The organism is Amycolatopsis sp. ATCC 39116, assembly GCF_000231075.2.
GTDB classification, from domain to species: Bacteria; Actinomycetota; Actinomycetes; order Mycobacteriales; family Pseudonocardiaceae; genus Amycolatopsis_E; species Amycolatopsis_E tucumanensis.
The window spans coordinates 38,204-61,668 of sequence record NZ_AFWY03000030.1 but is presented as its reverse complement, the minus strand read 5'-3'; the positions used below and the strand labels follow the sequence as shown (position 1 = coordinate 61,668).

22 protein-coding genes are annotated in these 23,465 nt (G+C 73.7%); 17 read left to right on the top strand and 5 right to left on the bottom strand.

Annotated features, from left to right (window positions below; translation table 11 throughout):
- The first annotated feature begins 20 nt into the window (after positions 1 to 20).
- Genes AMY39116_RS0326120 through AMY39116_RS0326080 form a run of 9 tightly spaced genes read left to right on the top strand, consistent with a single transcriptional unit; the run spans position 21 to position 10,006 of the window.
- The gene (locus tag AMY39116_RS0326120; protein WP_020420563.1) at positions 21 to 1,076 is read left to right on the top strand and encodes a substrate-binding domain-containing protein; all 1,056 of its coding nucleotides are present in this window, start codon (positions 21 to 23) and stop codon (positions 1,074 to 1,076) included.
- 28 nt (positions 1,077 to 1,104) lie between these two features.
- Entirely contained in the window at positions 1,105 to 2,253 is a 1,149-nt protein-coding gene (locus AMY39116_RS0326115) for a Gfo/Idh/MocA family protein (protein WP_039791766.1), read from the top strand.
- Complete coding sequence (locus AMY39116_RS0326110) at positions 2,246 to 3,397, top strand: inositol-3-phosphate synthase (RefSeq protein WP_039791757.1); 1,152 nt, start codon at positions 2,246 to 2,248, stop codon at positions 3,395 to 3,397. Before AMY39116_RS0326115 ends, AMY39116_RS0326110 begins: the two co-directional genes overlap by 8 nt.
- Positions 3,394 to 4,248 (top strand): SCO3242 family prenyltransferase, encoded by an 855-nt coding sequence (locus AMY39116_RS0326105; protein ID WP_020420560.1) that lies wholly within the window; start codon positions 3,394 to 3,396, stop codon positions 4,246 to 4,248. The genes AMY39116_RS0326110 and AMY39116_RS0326105 overlap by 4 nt, the downstream gene beginning before the upstream one ends.
- Positions 4,245 to 5,657, top strand: a complete 1,413-nt coding sequence (locus tag AMY39116_RS0326100; protein WP_020420559.1) for an EboA domain-containing protein — start codon at positions 4,245 to 4,247, stop codon at positions 5,655 to 5,657. The genes AMY39116_RS0326105 and AMY39116_RS0326100 overlap by 4 nt, the downstream gene beginning before the upstream one ends.
- Positions 5,657 to 6,532 carry a TatD family hydrolase gene (locus AMY39116_RS0326095; RefSeq protein ID WP_020420558.1) on the top strand — a complete coding sequence of 292 codons (876 nt, stop codon included), beginning with the start codon at positions 5,657 to 5,659 and terminating at the stop codon, positions 6,530 to 6,532. Before AMY39116_RS0326100 ends, AMY39116_RS0326095 begins: the two co-directional genes overlap by 1 nt.
- Positions 6,529 to 7,614 (top strand): metabolite traffic protein EboE, encoded by a 1,086-nt coding sequence (gene eboE, locus AMY39116_RS0326090; protein ID WP_020420557.1) that lies wholly within the window; start codon positions 6,529 to 6,531, stop codon positions 7,612 to 7,614. The genes AMY39116_RS0326095 and eboE overlap by 4 nt, the downstream gene beginning before the upstream one ends.
- A complete protein-coding gene (locus tag AMY39116_RS0326085; protein ID WP_020420556.1) occupies positions 7,611 to 9,005 on the top strand; it encodes an alkaline phosphatase family protein in 1,395 nt (464 codons plus the stop codon). Before eboE ends, AMY39116_RS0326085 begins: the two co-directional genes overlap by 4 nt.
- Positions 9,002 to 10,006, top strand: coding sequence for a sugar phosphate isomerase/epimerase (locus AMY39116_RS0326080; RefSeq protein ID WP_020420555.1), 1,005 nt, complete (start codon positions 9,002 to 9,004; stop codon positions 10,004 to 10,006). Before AMY39116_RS0326085 ends, AMY39116_RS0326080 begins: the two co-directional genes overlap by 4 nt.
- A 39-nt stretch (positions 10,007 to 10,045) precedes the next feature.
- Here AMY39116_RS0326080 and AMY39116_RS0326075 read toward each other — a convergent pair whose 3' ends face one another.
- Positions 10,046 to 11,050, bottom strand: a complete 1,005-nt coding sequence (locus AMY39116_RS0326075; RefSeq protein WP_020420554.1) for a 1-aminocyclopropane-1-carboxylate deaminase — start codon at positions 11,048 to 11,050, stop codon at positions 10,046 to 10,048.
- A gap of 124 nt (positions 11,051 to 11,174) precedes the next feature.
- Positions 11,175 to 11,798, bottom strand: a complete 624-nt coding sequence (locus tag AMY39116_RS0326070; protein WP_020420553.1) for an FCD domain-containing protein — start codon at positions 11,796 to 11,798, stop codon at positions 11,175 to 11,177.
- An 85-nt stretch (positions 11,799 to 11,883) separates the two neighbouring features.
- Between AMY39116_RS0326070 and AMY39116_RS0326065 the strand changes: the two genes are divergently transcribed.
- The 7 genes from AMY39116_RS0326065 (at position 11,884) to AMY39116_RS0326025 (ending at position 18,675) form a co-directional block, all read left to right on the top strand.
- Positions 11,884 to 13,053, top strand: a complete 1,170-nt coding sequence (locus tag AMY39116_RS0326065; protein WP_020420552.1) for an AI-2E family transporter — start codon at positions 11,884 to 11,886, stop codon at positions 13,051 to 13,053.
- Positions 13,054 to 13,104: 51 nt separating this feature from the next.
- Entirely contained in the window at positions 13,105 to 13,674 is a 570-nt protein-coding gene (locus AMY39116_RS0326060; protein WP_020420551.1) for a biotin transporter BioY, read from the top strand.
- Positions 13,674 to 14,903, top strand: a complete 1,230-nt coding sequence (locus AMY39116_RS0326055) for a class I adenylate-forming enzyme family protein (protein WP_020420550.1) — start codon at positions 13,674 to 13,676, stop codon at positions 14,901 to 14,903. Before AMY39116_RS0326060 ends, AMY39116_RS0326055 begins: the two co-directional genes overlap by 1 nt.
- 332 nt (positions 14,904 to 15,235) lie before the next feature.
- A complete protein-coding gene (locus AMY39116_RS0326040) occupies positions 15,236 to 16,342 on the top strand; it encodes a thiolase family protein (RefSeq protein WP_020420549.1) in 1,107 nt (368 codons plus the stop codon).
- Positions 16,339 to 17,013 (top strand): energy-coupling factor ABC transporter ATP-binding protein, encoded by a 675-nt coding sequence (locus AMY39116_RS0326035; RefSeq protein WP_020420548.1) that lies wholly within the window; start codon positions 16,339 to 16,341, stop codon positions 17,011 to 17,013. The genes AMY39116_RS0326040 and AMY39116_RS0326035 overlap by 4 nt, the downstream gene beginning before the upstream one ends.
- Positions 17,010 to 17,609, top strand: a complete 600-nt coding sequence (locus tag AMY39116_RS0326030) for an energy-coupling factor transporter transmembrane protein EcfT (RefSeq protein WP_020420547.1) — start codon at positions 17,010 to 17,012, stop codon at positions 17,607 to 17,609. The genes AMY39116_RS0326035 and AMY39116_RS0326030 overlap by 4 nt, the downstream gene beginning before the upstream one ends.
- Before the next feature lie 241 nt (positions 17,610 to 17,850).
- Positions 17,851 to 18,675, top strand: coding sequence for an adenylate/guanylate cyclase domain-containing protein (locus AMY39116_RS0326025; RefSeq protein ID WP_235716224.1), 825 nt, complete (start codon positions 17,851 to 17,853; stop codon positions 18,673 to 18,675).
- Between the two features lie 581 nt (positions 18,676 to 19,256).
- Here AMY39116_RS0326025 and AMY39116_RS46320 read toward each other — a convergent pair.
- Genes AMY39116_RS46320 through ispH form a run of 3 tightly spaced genes read right to left on the bottom strand, consistent with a single transcriptional unit; the run spans position 19,257 to position 22,007 of the window.
- Complete coding sequence (locus tag AMY39116_RS46320; protein ID WP_027936233.1) at positions 19,257 to 19,655, bottom strand: hypothetical protein; 399 nt, start codon at positions 19,653 to 19,655, stop codon at positions 19,257 to 19,259.
- Positions 19,656 to 19,674: 19 nt separating this feature from the next.
- Positions 19,675 to 20,721 carry a hypothetical protein gene (locus AMY39116_RS0326015; RefSeq protein ID WP_020420545.1) on the bottom strand — a complete coding sequence of 349 codons (1,047 nt, stop codon included), beginning with the start codon at positions 20,719 to 20,721 and terminating at the stop codon, positions 19,675 to 19,677.
- Positions 20,718 to 22,007: a 4-hydroxy-3-methylbut-2-enyl diphosphate reductase gene (ispH, locus tag AMY39116_RS0326010; RefSeq protein ID WP_020420544.1), complete on the bottom strand. Its 1,290-nt coding sequence runs from the start codon at positions 22,005 to 22,007 to the stop codon at positions 20,718 to 20,720. Before ispH ends, AMY39116_RS0326015 begins: the two co-directional genes overlap by 4 nt.
- Before the next feature lie 356 nt (positions 22,008 to 22,363).
- Between ispH and AMY39116_RS0326005 the strand changes: the two genes are divergently transcribed.
- Positions 22,364 to 23,464 carry a polyprenyl synthetase family protein gene (locus tag AMY39116_RS0326005; protein ID WP_020420543.1) on the top strand — a complete coding sequence of 367 codons (1,101 nt, stop codon included), beginning with the start codon at positions 22,364 to 22,366 and terminating at the stop codon, positions 23,462 to 23,464.
- The last annotated feature ends 1 nt before the right edge of the window (position 23,465 follow it).

Here is a 23,465-nt window from a genome sequence, read left to right as displayed (position 1 = left end):
GACGATCACTGGAGCTCGCCATGTCCGGACCATCCTCCCTCGCCCGCCGCCGCTTCCTCACCGGTGGCGCGGCCGTCGGCGCCGGCGCCCTGCTGGCCGCCTGCACCTCCAACGAGTCGCCGCAGTCGGCCCCGCAGGCCGTCGCGGGCAACGCGGGCCAGAACTCCCAGCCCGGCAAGCAGGTCACCATCGGCTTCTCCGCGCCCGCCGCCGACCACGGCTGGATGGCGGCGATGACCAAGAACGCCCGCGCGCAGGCCGGCCAGTTCTCCGACGTCACCTTCACCGCCACCGAGGGCACCAACGACGTCAACCAGCAGATCGCCCAGGTCGAGACGCTGATCAACCAGAAGGTCGGCGTCCTGGTGATCCTGCCCTTCGACGGCAAGGCGCTGACGCAGGTCGGTCAGCAGGCCATGGACGCCGGCATCCCGGTGGTCAACGTGGACCGCGTGTTCGACACGCCGCTGGCCTACCGCACCTGGATCGGCGGCGACAACTACCGGATGGGTGTCAACGCGGGCAACTACATCGCGGGCGAGCTGAAGAAGAAGGGCGTGGCCAGCCCGGTGATCGGCGAGGTCGCCGGCATCGACTCGCTGCCCCTGACCCAGGAGCGCAGCCAGGGCTTCCGGGACGCGCTGGCCAAGCACGGCTTCGCCGTCGGCCCGCGGGTGTCCGCGCAGTTCACGCCGGAGAGCGGCGAGCAGATGACGTCGAACCTGCTGCAGTCGGCGAGCAAGCTCGACGCGCTGTGGAACCACGACGACGACCAGGGCATCGGCGTGCTGGCGGCGATCGACAACGCGCGCCGCAACGAGTTCTTCATGGTCGGCGGCGCGGGCTCGCGCAACATGATGGACCTGATCAAGGCCGACAGCAGCGTCATCAAGGCGACCGTGCTCTACAGCCCGTCGATGGCGTCGTCGGCGATCGCCCTGGCCCGGCTGCTCGGCCAGGCCAAGGGCATCGGCGACCTCGCCGAGCACGAGATCCCCGCGAACGTCACGACCTACTCGGCCGTGGTGACCAAGGAGAACGTCGATTCCTATGCCGATGTCGCCTTCGACTCCTGATCCCGTGGGCGCCTCGATCGGGGTGGGCATGGTCGGGCACGCCTTCATGGGCGCCGTCCACGCCCACGCCTGGCGCTCGGTCCACCGGTTCTTCGACGTGCCACTGGTGCCGCGGCTGGCCGTCCTCGGCGGCCGCGACCCGGAGCGCACGAAGGCCGCCGCCGCCAAGCAGGGCTGGCCGGACGTCGAGACCGACTGGGCCACCCTGGTCGCGCGTGACGACGTCGGCATCGTCGACATCTGCACGCCGGGCGACTCGCACGCCGAGATCGCGCTTGCCGCCCTCGCCGCGGGCAAGCACGTGCTGTGCGAGAAACCGCTGGCCAACTCGGTCGCCGAGGCCGAGGAGATGGCGGCGGCCGCCGAGCGCGCGGCGGCCAACGGGCAGCGGGCCATGGTCGGGTTCAACTACCGGCGGGTGCCCGCGATCGCGCTGGCCCGCAAGATGGTCGCCGACGGCAGGCTGGGCACGATCCGCCAGGTGCGGGCCGCCTACCTGCAGGACTGGCTGGCCGACCCGGCCACGCCGATGACCTGGCGGCTGCGGCGGGACAAGGCCGGGTCCGGCGCGCTCGGTGACATCGCCGCGCACGCGGTGGACACCGCCCAGTTCGTCCTCGGCGACCGGATCAGCGGCGTCTCGGCGATGACCGAGACGTTCGTGCGGGAGCGGCCGCTGTCCGGGGAGCCGGGCAGCGCGCTGGGCGAGGTCGACGTGGACGACTGCGCGGTGTTCCTGGCGCGGTTCACCGGCGGCGCGGTCGCCACCTTCGAGGCCACCCGGTTCGCGCTCGGCCGCAAGAACGCGCTGCGGCTGGAGATCAACGGGTCGCGCGGCAGCCTGGCCTTCGACTTCGAGTCGATGAACGAGCTGTCCTTCTACGACGGCGACGACGACCCGGCCGAGGCGGGCTTCCGGCGGATCCTGGTGACCGAGCCGGACCACCCCTACGTCGGGGCGTGGTGGCCGCCGGGGCACCTGCTGGGGTACGAGCACACCTTCACCCACGAGATCGCCGACTTCCTCACCGCCATCGGCGAGCAGCGCGACCCCGAACCGGGGTTCGCCGACGGCCTGCAGGTCCAGCGGGTGCTGCACGCGGTGGAGGAGAGCGCGGGCAACGGAACGTCCTGGGTCGGCGTATCAATGTCGACCGAAAGGGTGATCGATGCCTGAGAGAACTGGATTGTGGCTGGTCGGCGCGCGTGGCTCGGTGGCCACGACGGCGATCAGCGGGCTGCTCGCGATGCGGTCCGGCCTGACCGGGCCGGACGGCTGTGTGACCGAGCGGCTCGACGTGGCGCCCGGCGTGCTGCCGGGCTGGGACGAGCTCGTCGTCGGCGGGCACGACCTGGTGGACACGCCATTGGAGAAGAAGGCGGAGCAGCTCGCCGCGGGCGGGCTGCTCCCCGCCGGCCTGCTGCCGGCGATCCGCGACGGCCTGCGCGCCGTCGAGGCCGACCTGCGCCCGGTGCCCGCCGGGCGCACGCAGGCCGAGACCGCCGCGCGGATGGCCGACGACCTGCGCGAGTTCCGCACCCGGCACGGCCTGTCGGCCGTCGTGGTGATCAACGTCTCGTCCACGGAACCCCCAACCGCGGACGCGCCGGAGCACCACGACCTCGACGCGCTCGTGGCGGCGATGGACGAGCCCGGCCGGGAGGTGCTGCCCGGCAGCTCGCTGGCGGCGTTCGCGGCGGTGTCGGCGGGGTGCCCCTTCGTGGACTTCACGCCGTCGACGGGCATCCGGTTGCCCGCGCTCACCGAATTCGCCCGGCGGCAGGGGCTGCCCTACGCGGGTTCGGACGGCAAGACCGGTGAGACGCTGCTCCGGTCGGTGCTGGCGCCGATGTTCGCGGCGCGGGCGCTGAAGGTGCGCTCGTGGTCGGGCACCAACCTGCTCGGCGGCGGCGACGGCGCCACCCTGGCCGACCCGGTGAAGGCGGCGGGCAAGCTGGAGTCCAAGGCCCGCGGGCTGGCGGCCCTGCTCGGCGACGACGTGGTGGCGCCGCTGCACATCGACCACGTGCCGGACCTGGGCGAGCAGAAGACGGCGTGGGACCACGTGTCCTTCGAGGGCTTCCTGGGCGCGCGGATGACCCTGCAGTTCACCTGGACCGGCTACGACTCGGCACTGGCCGCGCCGCTGGTGCTGGACCTGGCGCGGCTGACCGCGGCCGCGTACCGGGCGGGCGAGACCGGGCCGCTGGGGCAGCTGGCGTTCTTCTTCAAGGACCCGGTCGGCACCGGCGAGCACCGCTTCGCCGAGCAGGCGCGGGTCCTGGCCGAGTGGGCGGCGTCGCTGGGACGGCAGAAGTGAACCCGTACGTGCAGCTCGTGCGGGCACCGGCCGCGCTGAGCGTCCTCGGCGACACCGTCGCGGGCGCCGCCGCGGCCGGTCGTCCGTTGCGGGGCCGGCGGCTCGCGCTGCCGCTGGCCTCGGTGGCGATCTACTGGTCCGGCATGGCGCTCAACGACTGGGCCGACCGCGAACTGGACGCGGTCGAGCGCCCGGAACGGCCGATCCCGTCCGGCCGGATCAGCCCGCAGCGCGCGCTCGGCGTGGCTGCCGGGCTGACCGGCGCGGGCCTCGGGCTGGCCGCGGTCGCCGGTGGCCGCGACGCGCTCAAGGTCGCCGCGCCGCTGGCGGCGGCGGTGTGGGCCTACGACACCGTGCTCAAGAAGACCCCGCTCGCGCCGGCCGCGATGGCGCTGTGCCGCTCGCTGGACGTGCTGCTCGGCGCGGGCCGCTCGGGTGCGGCGAAGGCGCTGGTCCCGGCCGCGGTGCTCGGCGGGCACACGCTCGGGGTCACCGCGTTGTCGGCAGGCGAGGTGCACGGCGCGTCGCCCGCACGGGCGGCGGGCGCGCTCGCGCTGACCTCGGCGTCGGCCGCCGCGGCGGTCTCCGGGCGCGGTGGCGCGGCCGGGCACCGGGTGGCGGCGCTGGCCGCGGCCGCCGGGTACGGCGTGAGCGTCGGGTCGAAGCAGTACGCGGCGGTGCGCAAGCCGACCGCGGCCGTGGTCCGCACGGCGACGGCCGCGGGCATCCACGGCATGGTCCCGTTGCAGGCCGCGCTCGCGGCCCGGCGCGGCGGCGTGCTCGGCGCGGGCCTGGTCGCACTGGCGCTGCCGCTGGCCAAGCGGCTCGGCCGGAAGGTGAGCCCGACATGAGCGGCTACCACCTCGGCTACGGCACCAACGGGTTCGCCAACCACCGGCTCGACGACGCGCTGGCGATCATCGCCGACCTGGGCTACACCTCGGTCGCGCTGACGCTGGACCACCAGCACCTCGACCCGTACGCCGAGGACCTGTCCGCGCGCGTGGACCGGGTCGCGACCCGGCTGGGCGAGCTGGGCCTGCGCTGCGTCGTGGAGACCGGAGCGCGGTTCCTGCTCGACCCGTGGCACAAGCACGAACCGACCCTGGTCAGCGAGAACGCGGACAAGCGGCTGGACTTCCTGGCGCGGGCGATCCGGGTCGCGGAGGGACTGGGCGCCGACTGCGTGTCGTTCTGGTCCGGGGTGTCCACTGTGGACGAGGCGACCGGGTGGGAGCGGCTGCGGTCGCGGATGCCCGCGGTGCTGGCCGAGGCGGACCGGCGCGGTGTCCGCCTCGGCCTCGAACCGGAACCCGGGATGCTCGTGGAAACGCTGTCCGACGCGCTGCGGCTGCGCGCCGAACTGGGTGATCCGGATGGGCTCGGGATCACCCTCGATGTCGGGCACTGCGTCGCCGTGGAGCCGCAGGACGCGGCCGCCTGCATCCGGCAGGCCAAGGGGCTGCTGGTCAACGTGCAGCTGGACGACATGCGGCCGGGGGTGCACGAGCACCTCGAGTTCGGCGACGGGCAGCTGGACCTGCCCGCCACGCTCGCCGCGCTGGACGAGATCGGCTACACCGGGGTGGCCGCGGTCGAGCTGCCCCGGCACAGCCACGCCGCGCCGCAGGTCGCCCGCGCCGCGCTGACCGCGTTGCGGGCCGCGCGGCTCGACCAGTCCTGGCTGGGCGAGGCGCAACGGCGCATCACCGGTGAACCGACGGCAGTGCGGACCCTGTTCCCGGCGGCCGGACGGCACGTCGGCCGGGGGCCGCTGCACCCGGGCTCCGATCCGGACGGCCTGGTCCACGGCACCGCCGACGACCTGGCCCGGACCCGGCTGCTGACCACGCTCGCCGCGGCGCTGCCCGCCGGGGAGTTCGCGACCGAGCTGGCCGACCTCTACCGCTACGGCGACGGCGCCGAGCGGCGGGGCGTGCTGCGGGCGCTGTCCGCGGTCGGCGACAAGGCCGTCGCCACCGGTCTCGAACTCGTCCGCGACGCCCTGCGCAGCAACGACACCGGCCTGATCGCCGCCGCGCTCGGCCCGTTCGCCGCCCGCCACCTCGACCAGCACGGCTGGCGCCACGGCGTGCTGAAGTGCCTGTTCACCGGCATCCCGCTGGCCGCGGTCGCCGAGCTGGACCGGCGGGCCGACGACGAGCTGCGCCGCATGATCACCGACTACGCGGGGGAGCGCAGGGCCGCCGGCCGCGCCGTCCCCGCCGACGCACTCCGCTTCCTGGAAGAGACACCCTGATGCGCCTGTTCGATCCGCACATCCACATGACCTCCCGCACCACCGACGACTACGAGGCCATGTACGCCGCCGGCGTGCGGGCACTGGTCGAGCCCGCGTTCTGGCTCGGCCAGCCGCGCACCGGCGTGTCGTCGTTCACCGACTACTTCGACGGGCTGATCGGCTGGGAACGCTTCCGCGCCGCGCAGTTCGGCATCCGCCACCACTGCACCATCGCGCTGAACCCCAAGGAGGCCAACGACCCGCGCTGCACGCCGGTGCTCGACGTGCTGCCGCGCTACCTCGCCAAGGACGGGGTGGTCGCGGTCGGCGAGGTCGGTTACGACTCGATGACCCCGGCCGAGGACGACGCCTTCGCCCGCCAGCTGGAGATGGCGAAGGAGCACGACCTGCCGGTGCTCGTGCACACCCCGCACCGGGACAAGCTGGAAGGCACCAAGCGCACCCTCGCCGTGGTGGCCGAGTCCGGCATCGCGCCGGAACGGGTCGTGGTCGACCACCTCAACGAGGTCACCGTCGGCCTGGTCAAGGAGTCCGGCGCCTGGATGGGCTTTTCCATCTACCCGGACACCAAGATGGACGAGCAGCGCATGGTCGCGATCCTGCGCGAGCACGGCACGGAGAAGATGCTGGTCAACTCCGCCGCCGACTGGGGCCGGTCGGACCCGCTGAAGGTCCACAAGACCGGCCTGGCGATGCTCGACGGCGGGTTCACCGAGTCCGATGTGGACACCGTGCTGTGGGACAACCCGGTCGCCTTCTACGGCCAGAGCGGGCGGCTGGTCCTCGACGAGCTGCCCGGTTTCAGCGCGGCCAAGGAGACCTTCGAGGGCAACTCCGTGCTGCGCGGCGGGCGGGACGAGGCGGTCGCGTGACGCCCCTGTCCTACTGCACCAACGTCCATCCGGCCGAGGACCTCGCGGGGGTCCTCGGCCAGCTCGACTCCTACGCCCTGCCGGTGCGGGAGCGGCTCGGCGCCGACCGGCTCGGGCTCGGACTGTGGCTGGCCGCCGACGTGGCGTCGGCGCTGGCCGCCGATCCGGGCGAGCGCAAGCGGTTGCGTGCCGAGCTGGACGCCCGCGGGCTGGAAGTGGTGACGCTCAACGCGTTCCCGTACGGCGGGTTCCACGACCCGGTGGTCAAGCAGAAGGTCTACCGTCCACGGTGGACCGACCGGGCACGCGCGGAGTACACGCTGAACTGCGCGACCGTGCTGTCCGGGCTGCTGCCCGACGACGCCGCGTTCGGCAGCATCTCCACGCTGCCGCTGGGCTGGCGCGAGCCGTGGACGCCGGAGGACGACGCGGCGGCCCAGCGGTTGCTCGACGAGGTGACCGCCGCGCTGCGCGCCCAGGACCGCACGATCCGGCTCGCCGTCGAGCCGGAACCCGGCTGCGTCCTGGACACCGTGCACGACGCCGTGTCCTGGCTCGCCGGGCGCGTCGACCCCGCGCACGTCGGGCTGTGCCTGGACACCTGTCACCTGGCGGTGTCCTTCGCCGACCCGGCCGGCGCGGTCGCCGAGATCACCGCGGCCGGGCTCGACGTGGTCAAGGTCCAGATGTCGGCGGCCCTGCACGTGCCGGACCCGCGCGACCCGGCGGCCCGGGAGGCGCTGGCCGCGTTCGACGAGCCGCGGTACCTGCACCAGACCCGCGAATCGTCCGGCGGCGACGTCCGCAAGGCCGACGACCTGGGCGAGGCGTTCGCCGACCTGCCGGGGGAGGGGCCGTGGCGCGTGCACTTCCACGTGCCGCTGCACGCGACCCCGGCGGCGCCGCTGTCCTCGACCACCGAGGTGCTGTCGCAGGCCCTCGCCGCGCTGCCGCCGAAGCCGGCGCACCTGGAAGTGGAAACCTACACCTGGACGGTGCTGCCCGAGGCGCACCGCCAGGACCTCATCGGCGGGATCGCGGCGGAACTGTCCTTCGCCGCGGGATTGGTGGCATCGAAGTGAAACCGCTCCTGGTGCTCGACGTCGTGGGGATGACCCCGCGGCTGCTCAAGCACATGCCGAACGTGGCGAAGCTGGGGCAGCAGGGCTGGCAGGCGCAGCTGGACACCGTGCTGCCCGCGGTGACCTGCAGCGTTCAGTCCACGTTCCTGACCGGGCGGATGCCCAGCGAGCACGGCATCGTCGGCAACGGCTGGTACTTCCGCGAGCTCGGCGAGGTCTTCCTGTGGCGCCAGCACAACAAGCTGGTCGAGGGCGAGAAGCTGTGGGAGACCGCGCGGGCGGAGCACCCCGGGTACCGCGCGGCCAACGTGTGCTGGTGGTACGCGATGGGCGCGACCACCGACTTCACCGTCACGCCCCGGCCGATCTACTACGCCGACGGCAAGAAGGCCCCGGACTGCTACACCCGCCCGCCGCAGCTGCACGACCGGCTCACCTCGCGGCTGGGCGAGTTCCCGCTGTTCCAGTACTGGGGCCCGACCGCGTCGATCGCCTCCACCGACTGGATCGTCGGGGCCACCTCGGCGATCCTGAGCGAGGACCGGCCCGACCTGACGCTGGCGTACCTGCCGCACCTGGACTACGACCTGCAGCGGTTCGGCCCCGACTCGCCGCAGGCCATCGCGGCCGCCCGCGCGGTGGACGCGTCCGTCGCGCCGCTGCTCGACCAGGCCAGGGCGGACGGCGTCGGGGTCGTGGCGCTGAGCGAGTATGGCATCACCAACGCGCACCGGCCGGTCGACGTCAACCGGCTGCTGCGCCGCGAGGGCCTGCTGGAGGTCTACACGCAGGACGGCATGGAGTACCTCGACCCGTGGACCTCGCGGGCCTTCGCCGTTGCCGACCACCAGGTCGCGCACGTCTACGTGGCCGACGAGGCGGACCTGCCGCGGGTGCGGGACCTGCTCACGCGACTGTCCGGTGTGGACGAAGTGCTGGACCGGCAGGCCCAGGCGCGCTACGACATCGACCACCCGCGGGCGGGCGAGTTCGTGGTGACCGCGGAGCCGGACGCGTGGTTCACCTACTACTACTGGCTCGACGACGACCGCGCGCCGGACTTCGCGCGTGGCGTGGAGATCCACCGCAAGCCCGGGTACGACCCGGCCGAGCTGTTCTTCGACCCGGCCGATCCGCTGGCCAAGGCCAAGGCCGGGCTGAACCTGGTGCGCAAGAAGGCCGGCCTGCGGTACGCGATGAAGACCACGCCGCTGGACCCGGCGCCGGTGCGCGGCTCGCACGGGCGGCTGCCGGACTCGCCGGACGACGGGCCGGTGCTGCTGTGCGGGGACGCGGGTGTGCCGGAGCGGGAGCGGCTGGCCGCCACCGACGTCCGGGACCTGCTGCTGAGTGTGCAAGGACTGAAGGCGAGCGAAGGGAGCCGGCGATGAGCCGTCCGGTCACGTTGTTCACCGGCCAGTGGGCCGATCTGCCGTTCGAGGAGGTGTGCCGGCTCGCGTCGCAGTGGGGCTACGACGGGCTGGAGATCGCGTGCAGCGGCGACCACTTCGAGGTCGACCGCGCGCTCGCGGAGGACGACTACGTGGCGGGTCGGCACAAGATCCTGGAGTCCTACGGCCTCAAGGTGTGGGCGATCTCGAACCACCTGGTCGGGCAGGCGGTGTGCGACGACCCGATCGACGAGCGGCACCGCAACATCCTGCCCGCCCGCGTCTGGGGCGACGGCGAGCCCGAAGGCGTGCGGCAGCGGGCCGCCGCGGAGATGGCCGACACCGCCCGCGCCGCGGCGAAGCTCGGCGTGGACACCGTCATCGGCTTCACCGGGTCGAAGATCTGGAAGTACGTGGCGATGTTCCCGCCGGTGTCGCAGGAGGTCATCGACGACGGGTACGCCGACTTCGCCGCCCGCTGGAACCCGATCCTCGACGTGTTCGACGAGGTCGGCGTGCGGTTCGCGCACGAGGTGCACCCGTCGGAGATCGCCTACGACTACTGGACCACTCGCCGCGCCCTGGAGGCCGTGGGCAACCGGGCGGCGTTCGGGCTGAACTGGGACCCGTCGCACTTCGTGTGGCAGGACCTGGACCCGGTCGGGTTCATCCTGGACTTCGCCGACCGGATCTACCACGTCGACTGCAAGGACACGAAGAAGCGGTTCGACGGCCGCAACGGGCGGCTCGGTTCGCACCTGGCGTGGGCCGACGCGCGCCGCGGCTGGGACTTCGTGTCCACCGGCCACGGCGACGTGCCGTGGGAGGAGTGCTTCCGCGCCCTCAACGCGATCGGCTACCGCGGGCCGATCTCGGTGGAGTGGGAGGACGCCGGCATGGACCGCCTGCGCGGGGCGGAGGAAGCGGTCGGCTTCATCCGCAACCTGCTGTGGGACAAGCCGTCGGCGGCCTTCGACGCCGCCTTCAGCAGCGAGAAGTGAGGGGAGGGCGCCCGGCCGCGTGGCCGGGCGCCCTCGCCGTCAGCTGAACAGCGCGCTGTAGCCGTTGAGCGCGGGCTGGCCGCCGAGGTGCGCGTACAGCACGGTCGAACCGGCCGGGATCTCCTTGCGCGACACCAGGTCGATCAGCCCGGCCATCGACTTGCCCTCGTACACCGGGTCGGTGACCATGCCCTCGGTGCGGGCGGCGACCTTCATCGCATCCAGGGTCTGCTCGTCGGGGATGCCGTAGATGCCGGCGTGGTAGCGCTCGTCCAGCTCGACGTCCAGCTCCCGCTCGACGCCGAGCAGCGACGCGGTGTTCCGCGCGATGCGCGCGATCTGGTCGCGGGTCTCCTTCGGCTTGGCGGAGCCGTCGATACCGAGGACGCGGCGCGGCCGGTCCTCGTCCAGCGCGGCGAACCCGGCGATCATCCCGGCCTCCGTGGAGCCGGTGACCGAGCACACGATGATCGTGTCGAAGTGCACGCCCAGCTCGCGCTCCTGCTCGGCGACCTCGGCGGCCCACCGGGCGAAGCCGAGCCCGCCCAGGCGATGGTCGGACGCGCCGGCCGGGATCGCGTACGGCTTGCCGCCGCGCTCACGGATCTCGTCGAGGGCCTGCTCCCAGCTCTCCTTGAACCCGATGCCGAAGCCCGCCTTGACCAGCCGCACCTCGGCGCCGGCCAGGCGGCTGATCAGGATGTTGCCGACCTTGTCGTAGACGGCGTCCGGCCAGTCGACCCAGCTCTCCTGCACCAGGACGCACTTGAGCCCGGCCCGCGCCGCGACGGCCGCGACCTGGCGGGTGTGGTTGGACTGGACGCCGCCGATGGACACCAAGGTGTCGCACCCCTGGGCGATCGCGTCCGCGACGAGGTATTCCAGCTTGCGGGTCTTGTTCCCGCCGAACGCGATGCCGGAGTTGCAGTCCTCGCGCTTGGCCCACACCTCGGCCCCGCCGAGGTGGGCGGTCAGCCGGTCCAGCCGGTGCACCGGCGAGGGGCCGAAGAGCAGCGGATAGCGCTCGAAGTCGTCCAGGGACATGGGGGCTCCAATCAGGGTTGGCCTCGGCGGTGCCGAGCGGGCTCGCGGATGGCTCCGGGCGGCGGGGGAGTGCGGTTCGTGCCGTGTTCGGGGATGTTCGGCGCTCGCGCCGTCGGCCGGGTGGTCAGTCGGCGAGGTCCTCCAGTTCCCGCCAGATCTCGGTGGTCACCGCGGTGGCCGGGGCGGCGTCGCGGGCCCGGCAGGCCTCGATGAGCCGCTCGTGCAGCTCCGCGGACTGGTGCCCGGCGCCCTCGCCGAACCGGATTCGCTCCAGGCGGCGGATCAGCGGCGTGTAGCGGTCGATCGTCGCGGCGACGGCCCGGTTGCCGCAGGCGCGGACCAGCACGTCGTGCAGTTCGTCGTCCGCGCGCAGGGCCCCGTCGACGTCCCCGGCGCGGGCCGCGGCGGCGAAGCGGTCGTTGGCCGCCGCCATCGCGTCGCAGTCCGCGTCGCTCAGCCGTGGGACCGCCGTGCGCGCGGCCAGCTCGTGCATCGCCCGCACCACCGCCGCCGCGTCGCGGACGTCCCGCGACAGCAGGGGCGTGACCCGCGTGTGGCTCTGCGGCTTGGTCTCGATCAGGCCCTCGTCGGCCAGCCGGGCCAGCGCGTCACGCACCGGCGCCCGGGACAGGCCCAGCTCCTCGGCCAGGTCGGCGTCGCGCACCACGCTGCCCGGCGCGAGATCGCCACGCACGATCGCGTCCCGGATGACCTGGTGCGCGGTTTCCCGCAGCAACGTCCGCCGCACTCGTTCCACAACTGACATGTTAGATGTCAATCGCCCCCGAAACCAGCCCTGTTTCACCACCCCCGTCCCGGGTTACTCGCCCAGCGTGGCGGCGTCACCTGCGGATGCGGAGGGGCCAGACGAACTGGTCGGCCAGCCTCGTGACGCCATCACCGGCCCGGTCGCCGACGCCGAAGCCGTGGCCGAGCGCATCAGCAGCGAGGACCGCCCGCTGGGCCCGCCCGGCAAACCGATGAACAAGCGCTCGCCGTTCTTCATGGGCATGGCCGCGGCGGCCGGAGCGGCCGTCACGGCGGGCGCCGTCTGGTTCCTGTTCATCGCCAGCGGCACGCTCGTGCTCATCGGTGTGGCCCTGTTCGCCGCGATCGGCCTGGAACCGCTCGCGTCCTGGCTGGTCCGGCGCGGCCTGCCGCGGGCGCTGGCGGTCACGGTGATCGTGGTCGGCGGGCTGGGCCTGGCCGCCGGGTTCTTCGCCGCGCTCATCCCGCCGCTGGTCGACCAGGCCGTCCGGTTCATCGACCAGGCGCCGGAGTACCTGGCGCGGCTGGGCGACCGCAGCTCGTGGCTCGGCCAGGTCAGCGCGCGGTTCGACCTGCAACAACGACTGCAGAGCACGTTCAGCGACCCGAACCCGGCCCTGGTCAACGGGCTGCTCGGCAGCGGCCGCGCGGTGCTGGGCACGCTCACCGACACGCTGATCGTGCTGGTCCTGACGATCTACTTCCTCGCCGACTTCCCGCGGCTGCGCGCCACGATCTACCGCTTCGTCCCGCACACCCGGCGTCCGCGCGCGATCCTCATCGGCGACGAGATCTTCGCCAAGGTCGGCTCCTACGTGCTGGGCAACGTGGTCATCTCGATCATCGCCGGGGTGCTGGGGTTCATCTGGTTCACGATCTTCGGCATCCCGTACCCGGTGCTGCTGGCGCTGCTGCTCGCGGTGCTCGACCTGATCCCGGTGATCGGCGCGATCATCGCCGGGGTCGTGGTGAGCCTGGCCGCGCTGACCGTGTCCTGGCCGGTGTGCCTGGCCACCGTCGGGTTCTTCATCGTCTACCGGTTCGTCGAGGACTACCTGCTGACCCCGAAGATCATCGGCCGGTTCGTCGACGTGCCCGCGCTGGTCACGGTCGTCGCGGTGGTGCTGGGCGGGGTGCTGCTCGGCATCGTCGGCGCGCTGGTCGCCATCCCGGTGGCCGCCGCGGTGCTGTTGTTCGTGCGGGAGATCGTGTTCCACCGCATGGATCACAGCTGAATGTGACCTGCGTCTTTCCCGCCGCGGCGGGGCACGGGTTACCGTTCCCGCGTGTCCCGCCCCGCCCTTCCCGCAGGTGACCTCGCCCGCACCGTCGTCTTCGCCGCGTTCATCGCCGTGCTCGGGCTCTTCCCCGGCCTCTACATCGGCGGCTCCGGCGTGCCGATCGTGCTCCAGAACGCCGGCCCGCTGCTGGCCGGCTGCGTGCTGGGGGCGCGCCGCGGCACCGCGTCGGTCGTGTTGTTCCTGGCGCTCACCGCGATCGGCCTGCCGCTGCTGTCCGGCGGCCGCGGCGGGATCGCGCCGTTCATCGGGCCCAGCGGCGGGTTCCTGATCGGCTGGATCTTCTCGGCGCTGGTGGTGGGCCTGATCGTGGCGCGGCTGAAGCGCCCCAACGTGCCGGTGCTGCTGCTCGCCGCCGCGGCCGGTGTGGTCATCGACTACGTCTTCGGCATCACCTACCTCGGCATCTACACCGGCGACCTGGGCGCCGCCGCCGTGCAGTCGCTGGTGTTCCTGCCCGGCGACGCGGCCAAGGTCGTCGCGGTCGCCCTGATCGGCGCCGTCGTGCACCGCGCGCTGCCCGGCAAGCTCGTGGGATCGGCGTCGCGGAGCGAGTGATGGACCCGGACGGCCGGGCGTACGGCGCGGCCCGGTGGCTCGCCGGGCGTGGGATCGGCGAAGGCTCGCGGGTCGCGCTCGACGTGCCCGACGTGCTCCCGTGGTTCCTCGGCGCGGACCTGCTGGGTGCCGCGTCCCTGGTGATCGAGCCGGCCTGGACCCCGGACGAGCGGGCCGCCGTGCTCGCCGACGCTCGCCCGGACCTGGTGGTCACCGCACCGGCTCCGCCGCCTGCCGGACCGGTCGAGCAGGCGGGTGATGGGGAGACGTTCTTCTACCTGCCGACGACCTCGGGCAGCAGCGGCAGCCCGAAGGTCCTGGTGCGCAGCCGTGATTCGTGGCTGCGCAGCTTCGCCGCGCTCGGCCCGCTGCCCGGGCCGGTGCTGATCCCGGGGCCGCTGAGCTCGTCGTTGTTCCTGTTCGGCGCGCTGCACGCGCGGTGGTGCGGGCGGCCGGTGGTCACCCTGCCGCGCTGGGACGCCGAGGCCGCGGCCCGGACGGAGGCCGCCACCGTGCACCTGGTGCCGGCGATGCTGTCCGCGCTGCTCGCGGTGCTGGAGCGGCGCGGCGGGCGCTGCGCGTTGCGGACGGTGGTGTGCGGCGGGGCGCACGTCGGCGACGAGCTGCGTGACCGCTTCGCGCGGGTGCTGCCCGAGGCCGAGCTGATCGAGTACTACGGCTCGGCGGAGCACTCGCTGATCGCGATCCGGCGCGGCGCCGGGGGACTGCGGCCGGTGCCCGGGGTGGAGCTGGACGTGCGCGACGGGGTGCTGTGGGTGCGGTCGCGGCTGGCCTGCGCCGGCCAGCTCCGCGACGGCGACCTGCGTGCGGCGGGCGACTGGACGACGGTGGGCGACCTGGTTCAGTTCGACGCGTCCGGCGCGCTGATCGTGCGGGGCCGATCGGGAGCCACGGTGTCCAGCGGCGGACGGCTCGTGCCGGCCGAGGAGGTCGAGGCCGTGCTGCGGACCGTGCCCGGGGTGGTGGACGTGCTGGTCACCGGCACCCCGCACCCTCGCCTGGGCGAACTGGTGACCGCGGTGGTTGAGGGCTCGCCCCGGCTGCGCGAGCTGCGGGCGGTCGCCCGGAACCGGCTGTCACCCGCGAACCGCCCGCGGCGGTGGCTGATGGTCGAATCGCTGCCCCGCACGCCGTCCGGCAAGCCGGCCCGAGCGTCGGTCGCCGCGCGGCTGGCGGATGGGACGCTGCCCGTGGAGCCGTTGAGGTGACTGTTCTGATGGTTGCGGGCCGTGCTGGTGTGCTCGTTGCCGCGCGGGTCGTTGGCGGCGCCGTGCTCACGGTCAGCTGCCGGACCACCCCCGGCCCAATTGCCGCGCGCCACGCCGGCGTGCCCCTCGCCGCGGGTCGCGAGCGGGGCCTTGCCACGGAGCCACTGGCATGACCATGTCTGTCGTCGCCGCGTGCCGTGCTGGTGCGCTCGCCGCCGCGCAGTTCGGGACTCTGTCCGTGGAGCTGCCGTGACCACCCCCGTCGTGATCGCCGCGTGCCGTGCCTGTGCGCTCGCCGCCGCGCGGCTCGGGACTCTGTCCGTGGAGCTGCCGTGACCACCCCCGTCGTGATCGCCGCGCGGCGGACTGCCATCGGCAACGCCTTCGGCGCCCTGCGCGGGGTGCCGGTGGACCAGCTCGCCGCGCCCGTGCTGCGGGCCGCCCTCGACGACGCCGGTCTGTCCACTGTGGATGACGTGGTGCTGGGGAACGTGTTCGGGCCGGGCGGGAACCCCGCGCGGGTCGCCGCGTTGCGTGCGGGCCTCGCGGTGCCCGGGGTGACCGTCGACCGGCAGTGCGCGAGCGGTCTGGCCGCCATCACGCTCGCGGCGGCGATGATCCGCGCCGGCGAGGGGGAAGTGTTCCTCGCGGGCGGGGTGGAGAGCGCGTCGACCGCGCCGTTCCGCGCCTGGCGGGTGGACGGCAGCAGCGAGCCGGGCGAGTTCTACACGCGGGCGCCGTTCGCGCCGGCGGAGATCGGCGATCCGGACATGGGTCCGGCGGCCGACCTGGTCGCCGCGGAGGCCGGAATCTCGCGGCAGCGGCAGGACGCTTTCGCCGCCCGCAGCCACGCCCGCGCGGTCGCGGCGCAGCGGGCGGGCCGGTTCGACGCCGAGATCGTGCCGGTGGCCGGGGTGGTGCGTGACGAGCGGCCGCGCGACGGCTTCACCGAGGCGCGGCTGGCCCGGTTCCGGCCCGCGTTCACTCCGGACGGCACCGCGACGGCGGCGAACTCGTGCGGGATCAACGACGGCGCGGCGGCGGTGCTGATCGTGAGCGAGCGGGTGCAGCGGCGGCTGGGGGTGCCGGGGCTGCGGCTGGCCGCGTCGGCGACCTCGGCGGTGGACCCGAACCGGCTCGGCCTCGGCGCGGTGCCCGCCATGCGGCGCGTGCTGGACCGGCGGCCGGACGTGGTCGAGTTCAACGAGGCGTTCGCCGGGCAGGCACTGGCGTGCCTGGACGCGGCGGGGATCGACGAGGAGGTCGTGAGCCCGGACGGCGGGGCCATCGCGCTGGGTCACCCGTGGGGAGCGTCGGGCGCCGTGCTGGTCGTGCGGCTGTTCGGCACACTGGTGCGGCGGCGGACCGGGTCGTGCGGTCTGGCCGCGCTGTCCGCCGGCGGCGGTGTGGGTGTGGCGACGAGGTGGGAGACGGGATGATCGAGTTCGAGGGCGTCGGGCACGCGTACGGCTCGCGGGTCGTGCTGTCCGATGTGGACTTGCGCATCCCGGAGCGGCGGGTGGCTTTCGTGGGCGCCAACGGTTCCGGCAAGTCCACGCTGGCGCGCACGATCAACGGACTGGTGGCCCCCACGGAAGGCCGCGTGCTGGTCGACGGGCTGGACCCGGTGCGCGAGGGCCGGGCGGTGCGCAAGCGGGTCGGGTTCTTGTTCACCAACCCGGACAGCCAGATCGTGATGCCCACCGCCGGTGAGGACGTCGCGTTCTCGCTGCGCCGCAGTGGGCTGTCCAAACCGGAGCGCGCGGCGCGGGCCGCGGAGGTCCTGGCGCGCTACGGTCTCGGCGACTACGTGGACCACCCGGCGCACCAGCTGTCCGGCGGGCAGAAGCAGTTGCTGGCGCTGTGCGCGATGCTGGTGCTCGAGCCGGACATCCTGGTCTGCGACGAGCCGACGACGCTGCTGGACCTGCGCAACAAGCGCCGGTTCGCCGAGACCCTGGCCGGGCTGTCGCAGCAGGTGGTCCTAGTGACGCACGACCTGGAGCTGCTCGGTGGTTTCGACCGGGTCGTGGTGCTGGACGCGGGCCGGGTCGTGGCGGACGACGCGCCCGGGCCGGCACTGGCCTGGTACCGGAAGCTGACCGCGTGAACGCCTGGTACGAGCCGGGCACGAGCGTCCTGCACCGCACCCCGGCGGGGGTGAAGTTCCTGGTGTTGCTGGCGCTCGCCGTGGTGATCTTCGTGTTGCGGTCGCCGGTGTGGCTCGGGGTGCTGTGCGCGGTCGCGGTGGCCGGTTACGCCGTGGCGCGGGTGTCCTGGCGGCGGTGCTGGGGGTTGTTGCGGTCGCTGGGGCTGCTCGTCGCGGTGGTGTTCGCGTTGCAGTGGTGGCTGCTCGGGCTGGAGCCCGCGGTCGTGGTGTGCCTGCGGATCGTCGCCGCGCTGGCCGCCGCGAACCTGGTGACGGTCACGACCCGCGTCGACGACCTGGTGACCGCGATCGAGCGCGGGCTGGGCCCGCTGCGGCGGTTCGGGGTGCGGCCGGACCGGCTCGGGCTGCTGGTCGGGTTGACGCTGCAGGCCGTGGCGACGCTGACCGGCATCGCCGGCGAGGTCCGGGAGGCGGCCAAGGCGCGCGGCGCGGACCGCTCGGTGGTCGCGTTGACCGTCCCGTTCCTCGTCCGGACGCTGCGGCACGCCGACGAGCTGGGAGAGGCGCTCGCCGCCCGCGGCGAGGGTGACCGCTGACGCGTCACGGGGATGGTCGTGGGCCGCTGGGTGACCGGTGGGATCGCGGGTCGCTGTCCTGGTCGCCTGGTCACGGGCGAGGCCGTGGTGGTTCGCCGTAGCAGGTGGTTGGGGGTGATTGCTGACGCGTTGCGGGGGATGGTCGCAGGCGGCTGGGTGATTGGTGGGGCCGCGGGTCGCTGTCCTGGCCGCCTGGTCACCGGCGAGGCCGTGGTGGCTGGCCGTAGCAGGTGGTGGGGTGATGGCTGACGCGTCGCGGGGGATGATCGCCGGGCTCTATTCTGGGCCGGTGACCGACGAGGCCCCCGGTGGCCGCCGCAGCAGGCTGGGCCAGGCGTTGCGCGAGGTCGACCGGCGGGAGAGCCTGCTCCGCACCGCGCGGTTCGTGCGGCGGCTCGCGCCCGGCGACAGCGAGATGGGCGACCCGCTGTCCACCGCCGGTCGGCTCCCATCGCACCGGCTGGCGCGCGCCCTGGCCGACAACCCGGAGCCGAGCGTGCTCCGCGAGCTGGGCCTGACCGCGGTCCAGGTGTGGCAGGCGTTCACCGACTCCCGGCGCGCCACCGAGACCGCGGATATCACGATCCTGTTCACCGACCTCGTGGGCTTCTCGACGTGGGCGCTCGAAGCCGGGGACGACGCCGCGCTCCGCCTGCTGCGCGAGGTCGGGCGCGTGAGCGAGCCCGAGATCACCCGCCGCGGCGGCCGCGTGGTGAAACGCCTCGGCGACGGCCTGATGGCGGTCTTCGCCGAGCCGGAAGCCGGGGTCGAGGCAGCGGTCGAGGCGTGCGCGCGGGTGGCCGAGCTGGAGATCTCCGGGCACCGGCCGAGCCTGCGGGCGGGCCTGCACGCCGGAACGCCGCGCAAGCTGGGGCACGACTACCTGGGCGTGGACGTCAACGTGGCCGCCCGGGTGGCCGACGCCGCGGGCGGCGGGCAGGTCCTGATCTCGGCCCCGGTGCGGGAGGCGCTCGACCCGGAGCGCTTCGAGGTGCGCCGCAAACGCTGGTTCCGCGCGAAGGGCACGCCCCGGGACCTGGAGATCTTCGCGGTCGAGCCGCGCTGACACCGGGCCGGTGGACGCCGCAGATGGGGACGCGGCGCCCACCGGCCTTGTCGCGGCCCGGAACCGGACCGTCATGGGGCGGACCCACCGCGGGTGGCCGCCCGTCGTGGCGCGGACTCACAGAGGGTGGCCTCCACCGCGTGACCTACCGCGGGTGGCGGCCGGTCGTGGCGCGGACCCCGCCGAAGGCGGAGGCCCGTGGTGGGGTGGGCCCGTCGACGGCGGAGGCCCGTCGTGGGGCGGAGCCGCCGAGGGTGGTCCCCACAGCGGGGACCCGCCGAAGTGGTGGCCCGTCGTGGGGTGGACCCGCCGAAGGCGGAGGCCGGTCGTTGGGCGGAGCCGCCGAGGTGGCGTCCCGTCGTGCGGCGGAGCCGCAGGGCGGCGGGCCGCAAGGGGTTTGTCCGGATTGGTCGGGTGGGATCCTCCTTGGCTTGGCTTGGCTTGGCTTGGCTTGGCTTGGCTTGGCTTGGCTTGGCTTGGCCCGGTTTGGCATGGGGCGTGACCCTGATCAGGCCCGGCCTCGCGCGATCAGGTCCGGCCGCCGACCGAGCCCACCTCACCAGCCCCGACGGGGCAAGGGCTCACGCTGGGGCGCCGCCGGCGAGGAGGGGGTCGTTGCGGACCCACAGGACCGGGCCGACGCACCGCCAGTCGCCGGGTTGCCAGCGGCCGAAGGTCTGCCCGGCGATGCCCGCGGCCTGGCAGAAGTAGGCGCTGCCCAGGTCCTGCACCGGCGCCCAGCCGGCCTCCAGGGCGGATGCGGGCGCCTGCATGGGTGCCGGCGCCGAGTCGGTCTCCTGGGCGGATGCGGGCGCCTGCATGGGTGCCGGCGCCGAGTCGGTCTCCTGGGCGGATGCGGGCGCCTGCATGGGTGCCGGCGCCGAGTCGGTCTCCTGGGCGGACGCGGGCGCCTGCGTGAGCGCCAGCGCCGAGCCGAGGGTGGCGACGGCGATCAGGCTCCGGATGACGTTTCGCTTCATGACTCCTCCACGAGTGTGTTCACAGCGAGTCCCACCACCAGGCGATGGCAGGGATGGGCACCGGGTCGGGACACGGGTCCGACGGCGCGTCGGCCCAGCGCGGGTCCTCGCCCGGGCCGGTGTAACCGTGGTAGCGCGGCACCCGCAGCGCCCAGTCGGTGTTGCCGCGGATCGCGTGGCCCAGCCCGTCCAGGTAGGTCCGCAGCGCACCACTGACCGGCCGGGCCGCGACCTCCGACCGCAGCAGCAGGAACCGGCTCATCACGCGGTCCCGCAGCGCGTAGGCCCGCGCCACGGCCTCCTCCGCGCCGAGCCCGTGCCGCGCGCGCAGCACGTTGATCAGGTTGATGCCGGTCTGGTCCTCCTCTTCCTCCTTCCGGTAGGAGTGCAGGTCGTTGTCCCACGAGGCGACGAGGATCGTCATCTCGGTGAGCGCCCGCACCGCCGGTGAATCCATTTCCGCGGCCGGAACCTCCTGCCCCGCGGCGATTTCGAGCATCGCCAGCGTCGGCGGCCCGCCCGCGCTGTTCAGCCGGATCGCGGTGTACTCGGCCAGGTCCGGCATGCGCCCGCGGCCCTGGCAGGCGATCTGCCACGCCACCCCGAACAGCCAGGCGCGGTGGGCGTCGGCGAAGCGGCGCACCTGCACGGGCGTCGCGCACGCCGCGAACGTGCGCCCGATGTCCTGCAGCGCCAGGACCAGCGGATCGCCGTCCGGTGGCGGGTGCCACGGGTTCTCCAGCGCGCGCTGCACCTGCCCGGCCATCACCAGGAACTCGTGCGGCGAGTGCGCGTACTCACCCGAGTCGCACCGGGCGTCGTCGAACGCGAAACCCCAGTACACCCAGCGCGCCGCGGCCTCCACGTTCTCCATGATCCCGTCCGGGGCGAAGCGGGCGTAGAACTCGGCGCTGTTCGTGCCCACCACGCGCATCCGCTCGGTCTCGTCGCGGTAGAAGCGGACCCGGTCCAGCCAGGCGATGGCGCGTTCCTCGATCAGCTCGACGTCGGGGTGGATCCGCGACTCGACCGGGCAGTAGAACGGCCGCAGCTCGACGGTGGTCACGACGGGACCGCCGGTTCGCCGAACCGGACGGTCTCCACCGCCGTGACCCGCTCCTCGACCGTCACCGGGCCGAGGCCGCCCAGCGCCGCGACCAGCCGGTCCACCAGCTCGGGCGGCGCCGAGGCGCCCGCCGTCACCGCGACCGTGGCGGCGGTGCGCAGCCAGGCGAACCGGATGTCCTCGCACCGGTCGACCAGGTGCGCCGGCTTTCCGTGGCGGTGGGCCAGTTCCACCAGGTGCCGCGAGTTGGCCGAGTTCGCCGAGCCCGCGACCAGCAGCAGGTCCGCCTCGTCCAGCACCGCTCGCACCGCGGCCTGACGGTTGGTCGCGGCGTAGCAGATGTCGTCCGACCGCGGCCCGCGCAGCGCCGGGAACCGCTCCCGCAGCGTGTCGACCACCTCGGCCGTCTCGTCGACCGCCAGCGTCGTCTGCGTCAGGTAGGACACCCGCGACGGATCCGGCACCCGCAGCCCCGCCACGTCGCCCGCGGTCTCCACGACCACCGTCGACTCCCGCGCCTCGCCCGCGGTGCCGACGACCTCCTCGTGGTCGTGGCGCCCGATCAGCACCACCGTGTCACCGCGCCCCGCGAAGCGCCGCGCCTCGGCGTGCACTTTCGACACCAGCGGGCAGGTCGCGTCGACGACCCGCAGCGCTCGCTCCCGGGCGTGCGCGCGCACCGACGGCGGCACCCCGTGCGCGGAGAAGATCACCAGCTGCCCGCGTGGCACCTCGTCCAGTTCGTCGACGAACACCGCGCCGCGCGCGGCCAGGTCGTCGATCACGTGGGTGTTGTGCACGATCTGCTTGCGCACGTAGACCGGCGGGCCGTGCTCGGCCAGCGCCCGCTCCACGGTGCGGATCGCCCGTTCGACACCCGCGCAGAACGAGCGCGGCGCGGCCAGCAGCACCACGCGCGGCCGCATCGCCTGGGCCGCCGCGGCGAGCTCCGCACGGATGGCCTCGCCGTGTCCCGGGCGGAGGTTCCCGGTGTTGAGGTGTCCCACTCCGAGGGCAGGCCCCGGCGGACCGGCAGGCGCGCCTGCCCAGTCCGGGGCCAAGGCCGCTCGCCCGCCGGGCGGGATCCCCGGTGGCGGGCCCGATCCGGCGAGGACGACCCCGTCGGCGACCCGCAGCCCGCGGCGGCGCAGTCCCCCGGCGAGCAGGGGAGCGGCCGGGCACGGTTCGGTGCCGTCACGCCAGCGGATCTCGTGTGGTACCAGCACATCGGCGCCGGGCGCGGCGAACAGCGGCACCACTTTCCCGGTGCGGATGGGGACGGTCATGCGGTTCCTCCTGTTCCGCCCATTTCGGGCGGCGGTGCGAGCGCAGCGGAAAACGCTGGCAGACAAGGGATTTCGGGTTTCCGGTGATCGCCGGACAACTCAACGGTGCCCGAAGCGCGGGTCCGGTTTCAAGCCCGTGGAGCAGCTTCATTCGAACGAGTTTTTGTTTCCGTTGCGCCGCAACGGGTTCATTGCGCCGCTGGGTTGTTCACCGTCCGCGATGAGGAAACCCGAATGCTCGCTCACAAGGTCGGCCCCGGCTCCCGGAAGTGTGGTGCGGCGAATTCGCCGTTTCACCCGTCCGCTCCGGTGCTACTTCTCCGACCGCGTCTTTCCCCAGCAATCGAGGAGAATTCATGTCGACTCGGCTCGCCGATGTGACCGCACCCCCGCGACCGCGCGCCCCGGCGGAACCGGACTTCGGCCGGGCTCGGGAGGAGGTCGACGCCGTCCTCGGCGAGTTCCTCGACGCGCAGTCCCGCGATCCGGCCGACCGCTGCCTGCCGCCGCTGGTCGACCTGCTGCGCGAGTTCGTCCGCGACGGCAAGCGGCTGCGCCCCCTGTTCTGCCACTGCGGATGGCTCGCCGCGGGCGGTGACCCGGCCGGCGCAGCGGTCGCGCGGGTCGGCGCGGCGCTGGAGCTGTTCCACTCCTTCGCGCTCATCCACGACGACGTCATGGACGGCTCCGACCTGCGTCGCGGCCGCCCCTCGATGCACCGCCGGCTGGCCGCGCGGTACCACGGCGACGACCCCGATGCGGCCGCGCGCTTCGGGGTGAACGCCGCGATCCTGCTCGGCGACCTGTGCCTGGCCTGGGCCGACGAAATGCTGCTGACCGCGGGTCTGGACGAGGACGACCTGCGGCGGGCCGCGCCGGTGCTGCACGCGATGCGCAGCGAGGTCATGGTCGGCCAGTACCTCGACCTCGGTGGCGAGTGGACCGAGGACGTGCTCGACCGCGCCTGGCGCGCGCTGCGCCTGAAAACCGCCGGATACACCGTGGAACGGCCGTTGCAGATCGGGGCCGCGCTCGCCGGGGGCGGCCCCGATCTGCTGCGCTGGTGCACCGCCTACGGCCGCCCGCTCGGCGAGGCGTTCCAGCTGCGCGACGACCTGCTCGGGGTGTTCGGCGAACCCGGCACCACCGGCAAGTCCGTGCTCGACGACCTGCGCGAGGGCAAGCAGACCGTGCTGATGGCGCTGACCTGGCGGCGCGCCCGGCCGGGGCAGCGCGAGGTGATCCGGCGGCTGCACGGCGATCCGGAACTGGACGCCGACGGCGCGGCGCGGCTGCGGGCCGTCATCTCCGACACCGGTGCCGAGGACGCGGTCGGCGAGCTGATCGAGGCCAGGGCGCGCGAGGCGCTCGCCGCGCTGGAGGCGGCGGACCTGCCCGCGACGGCCCGCCGCGCCTGCGCGGAGCTCGTGCGCCAGGCCACCCGCCGCACCCGCTGAC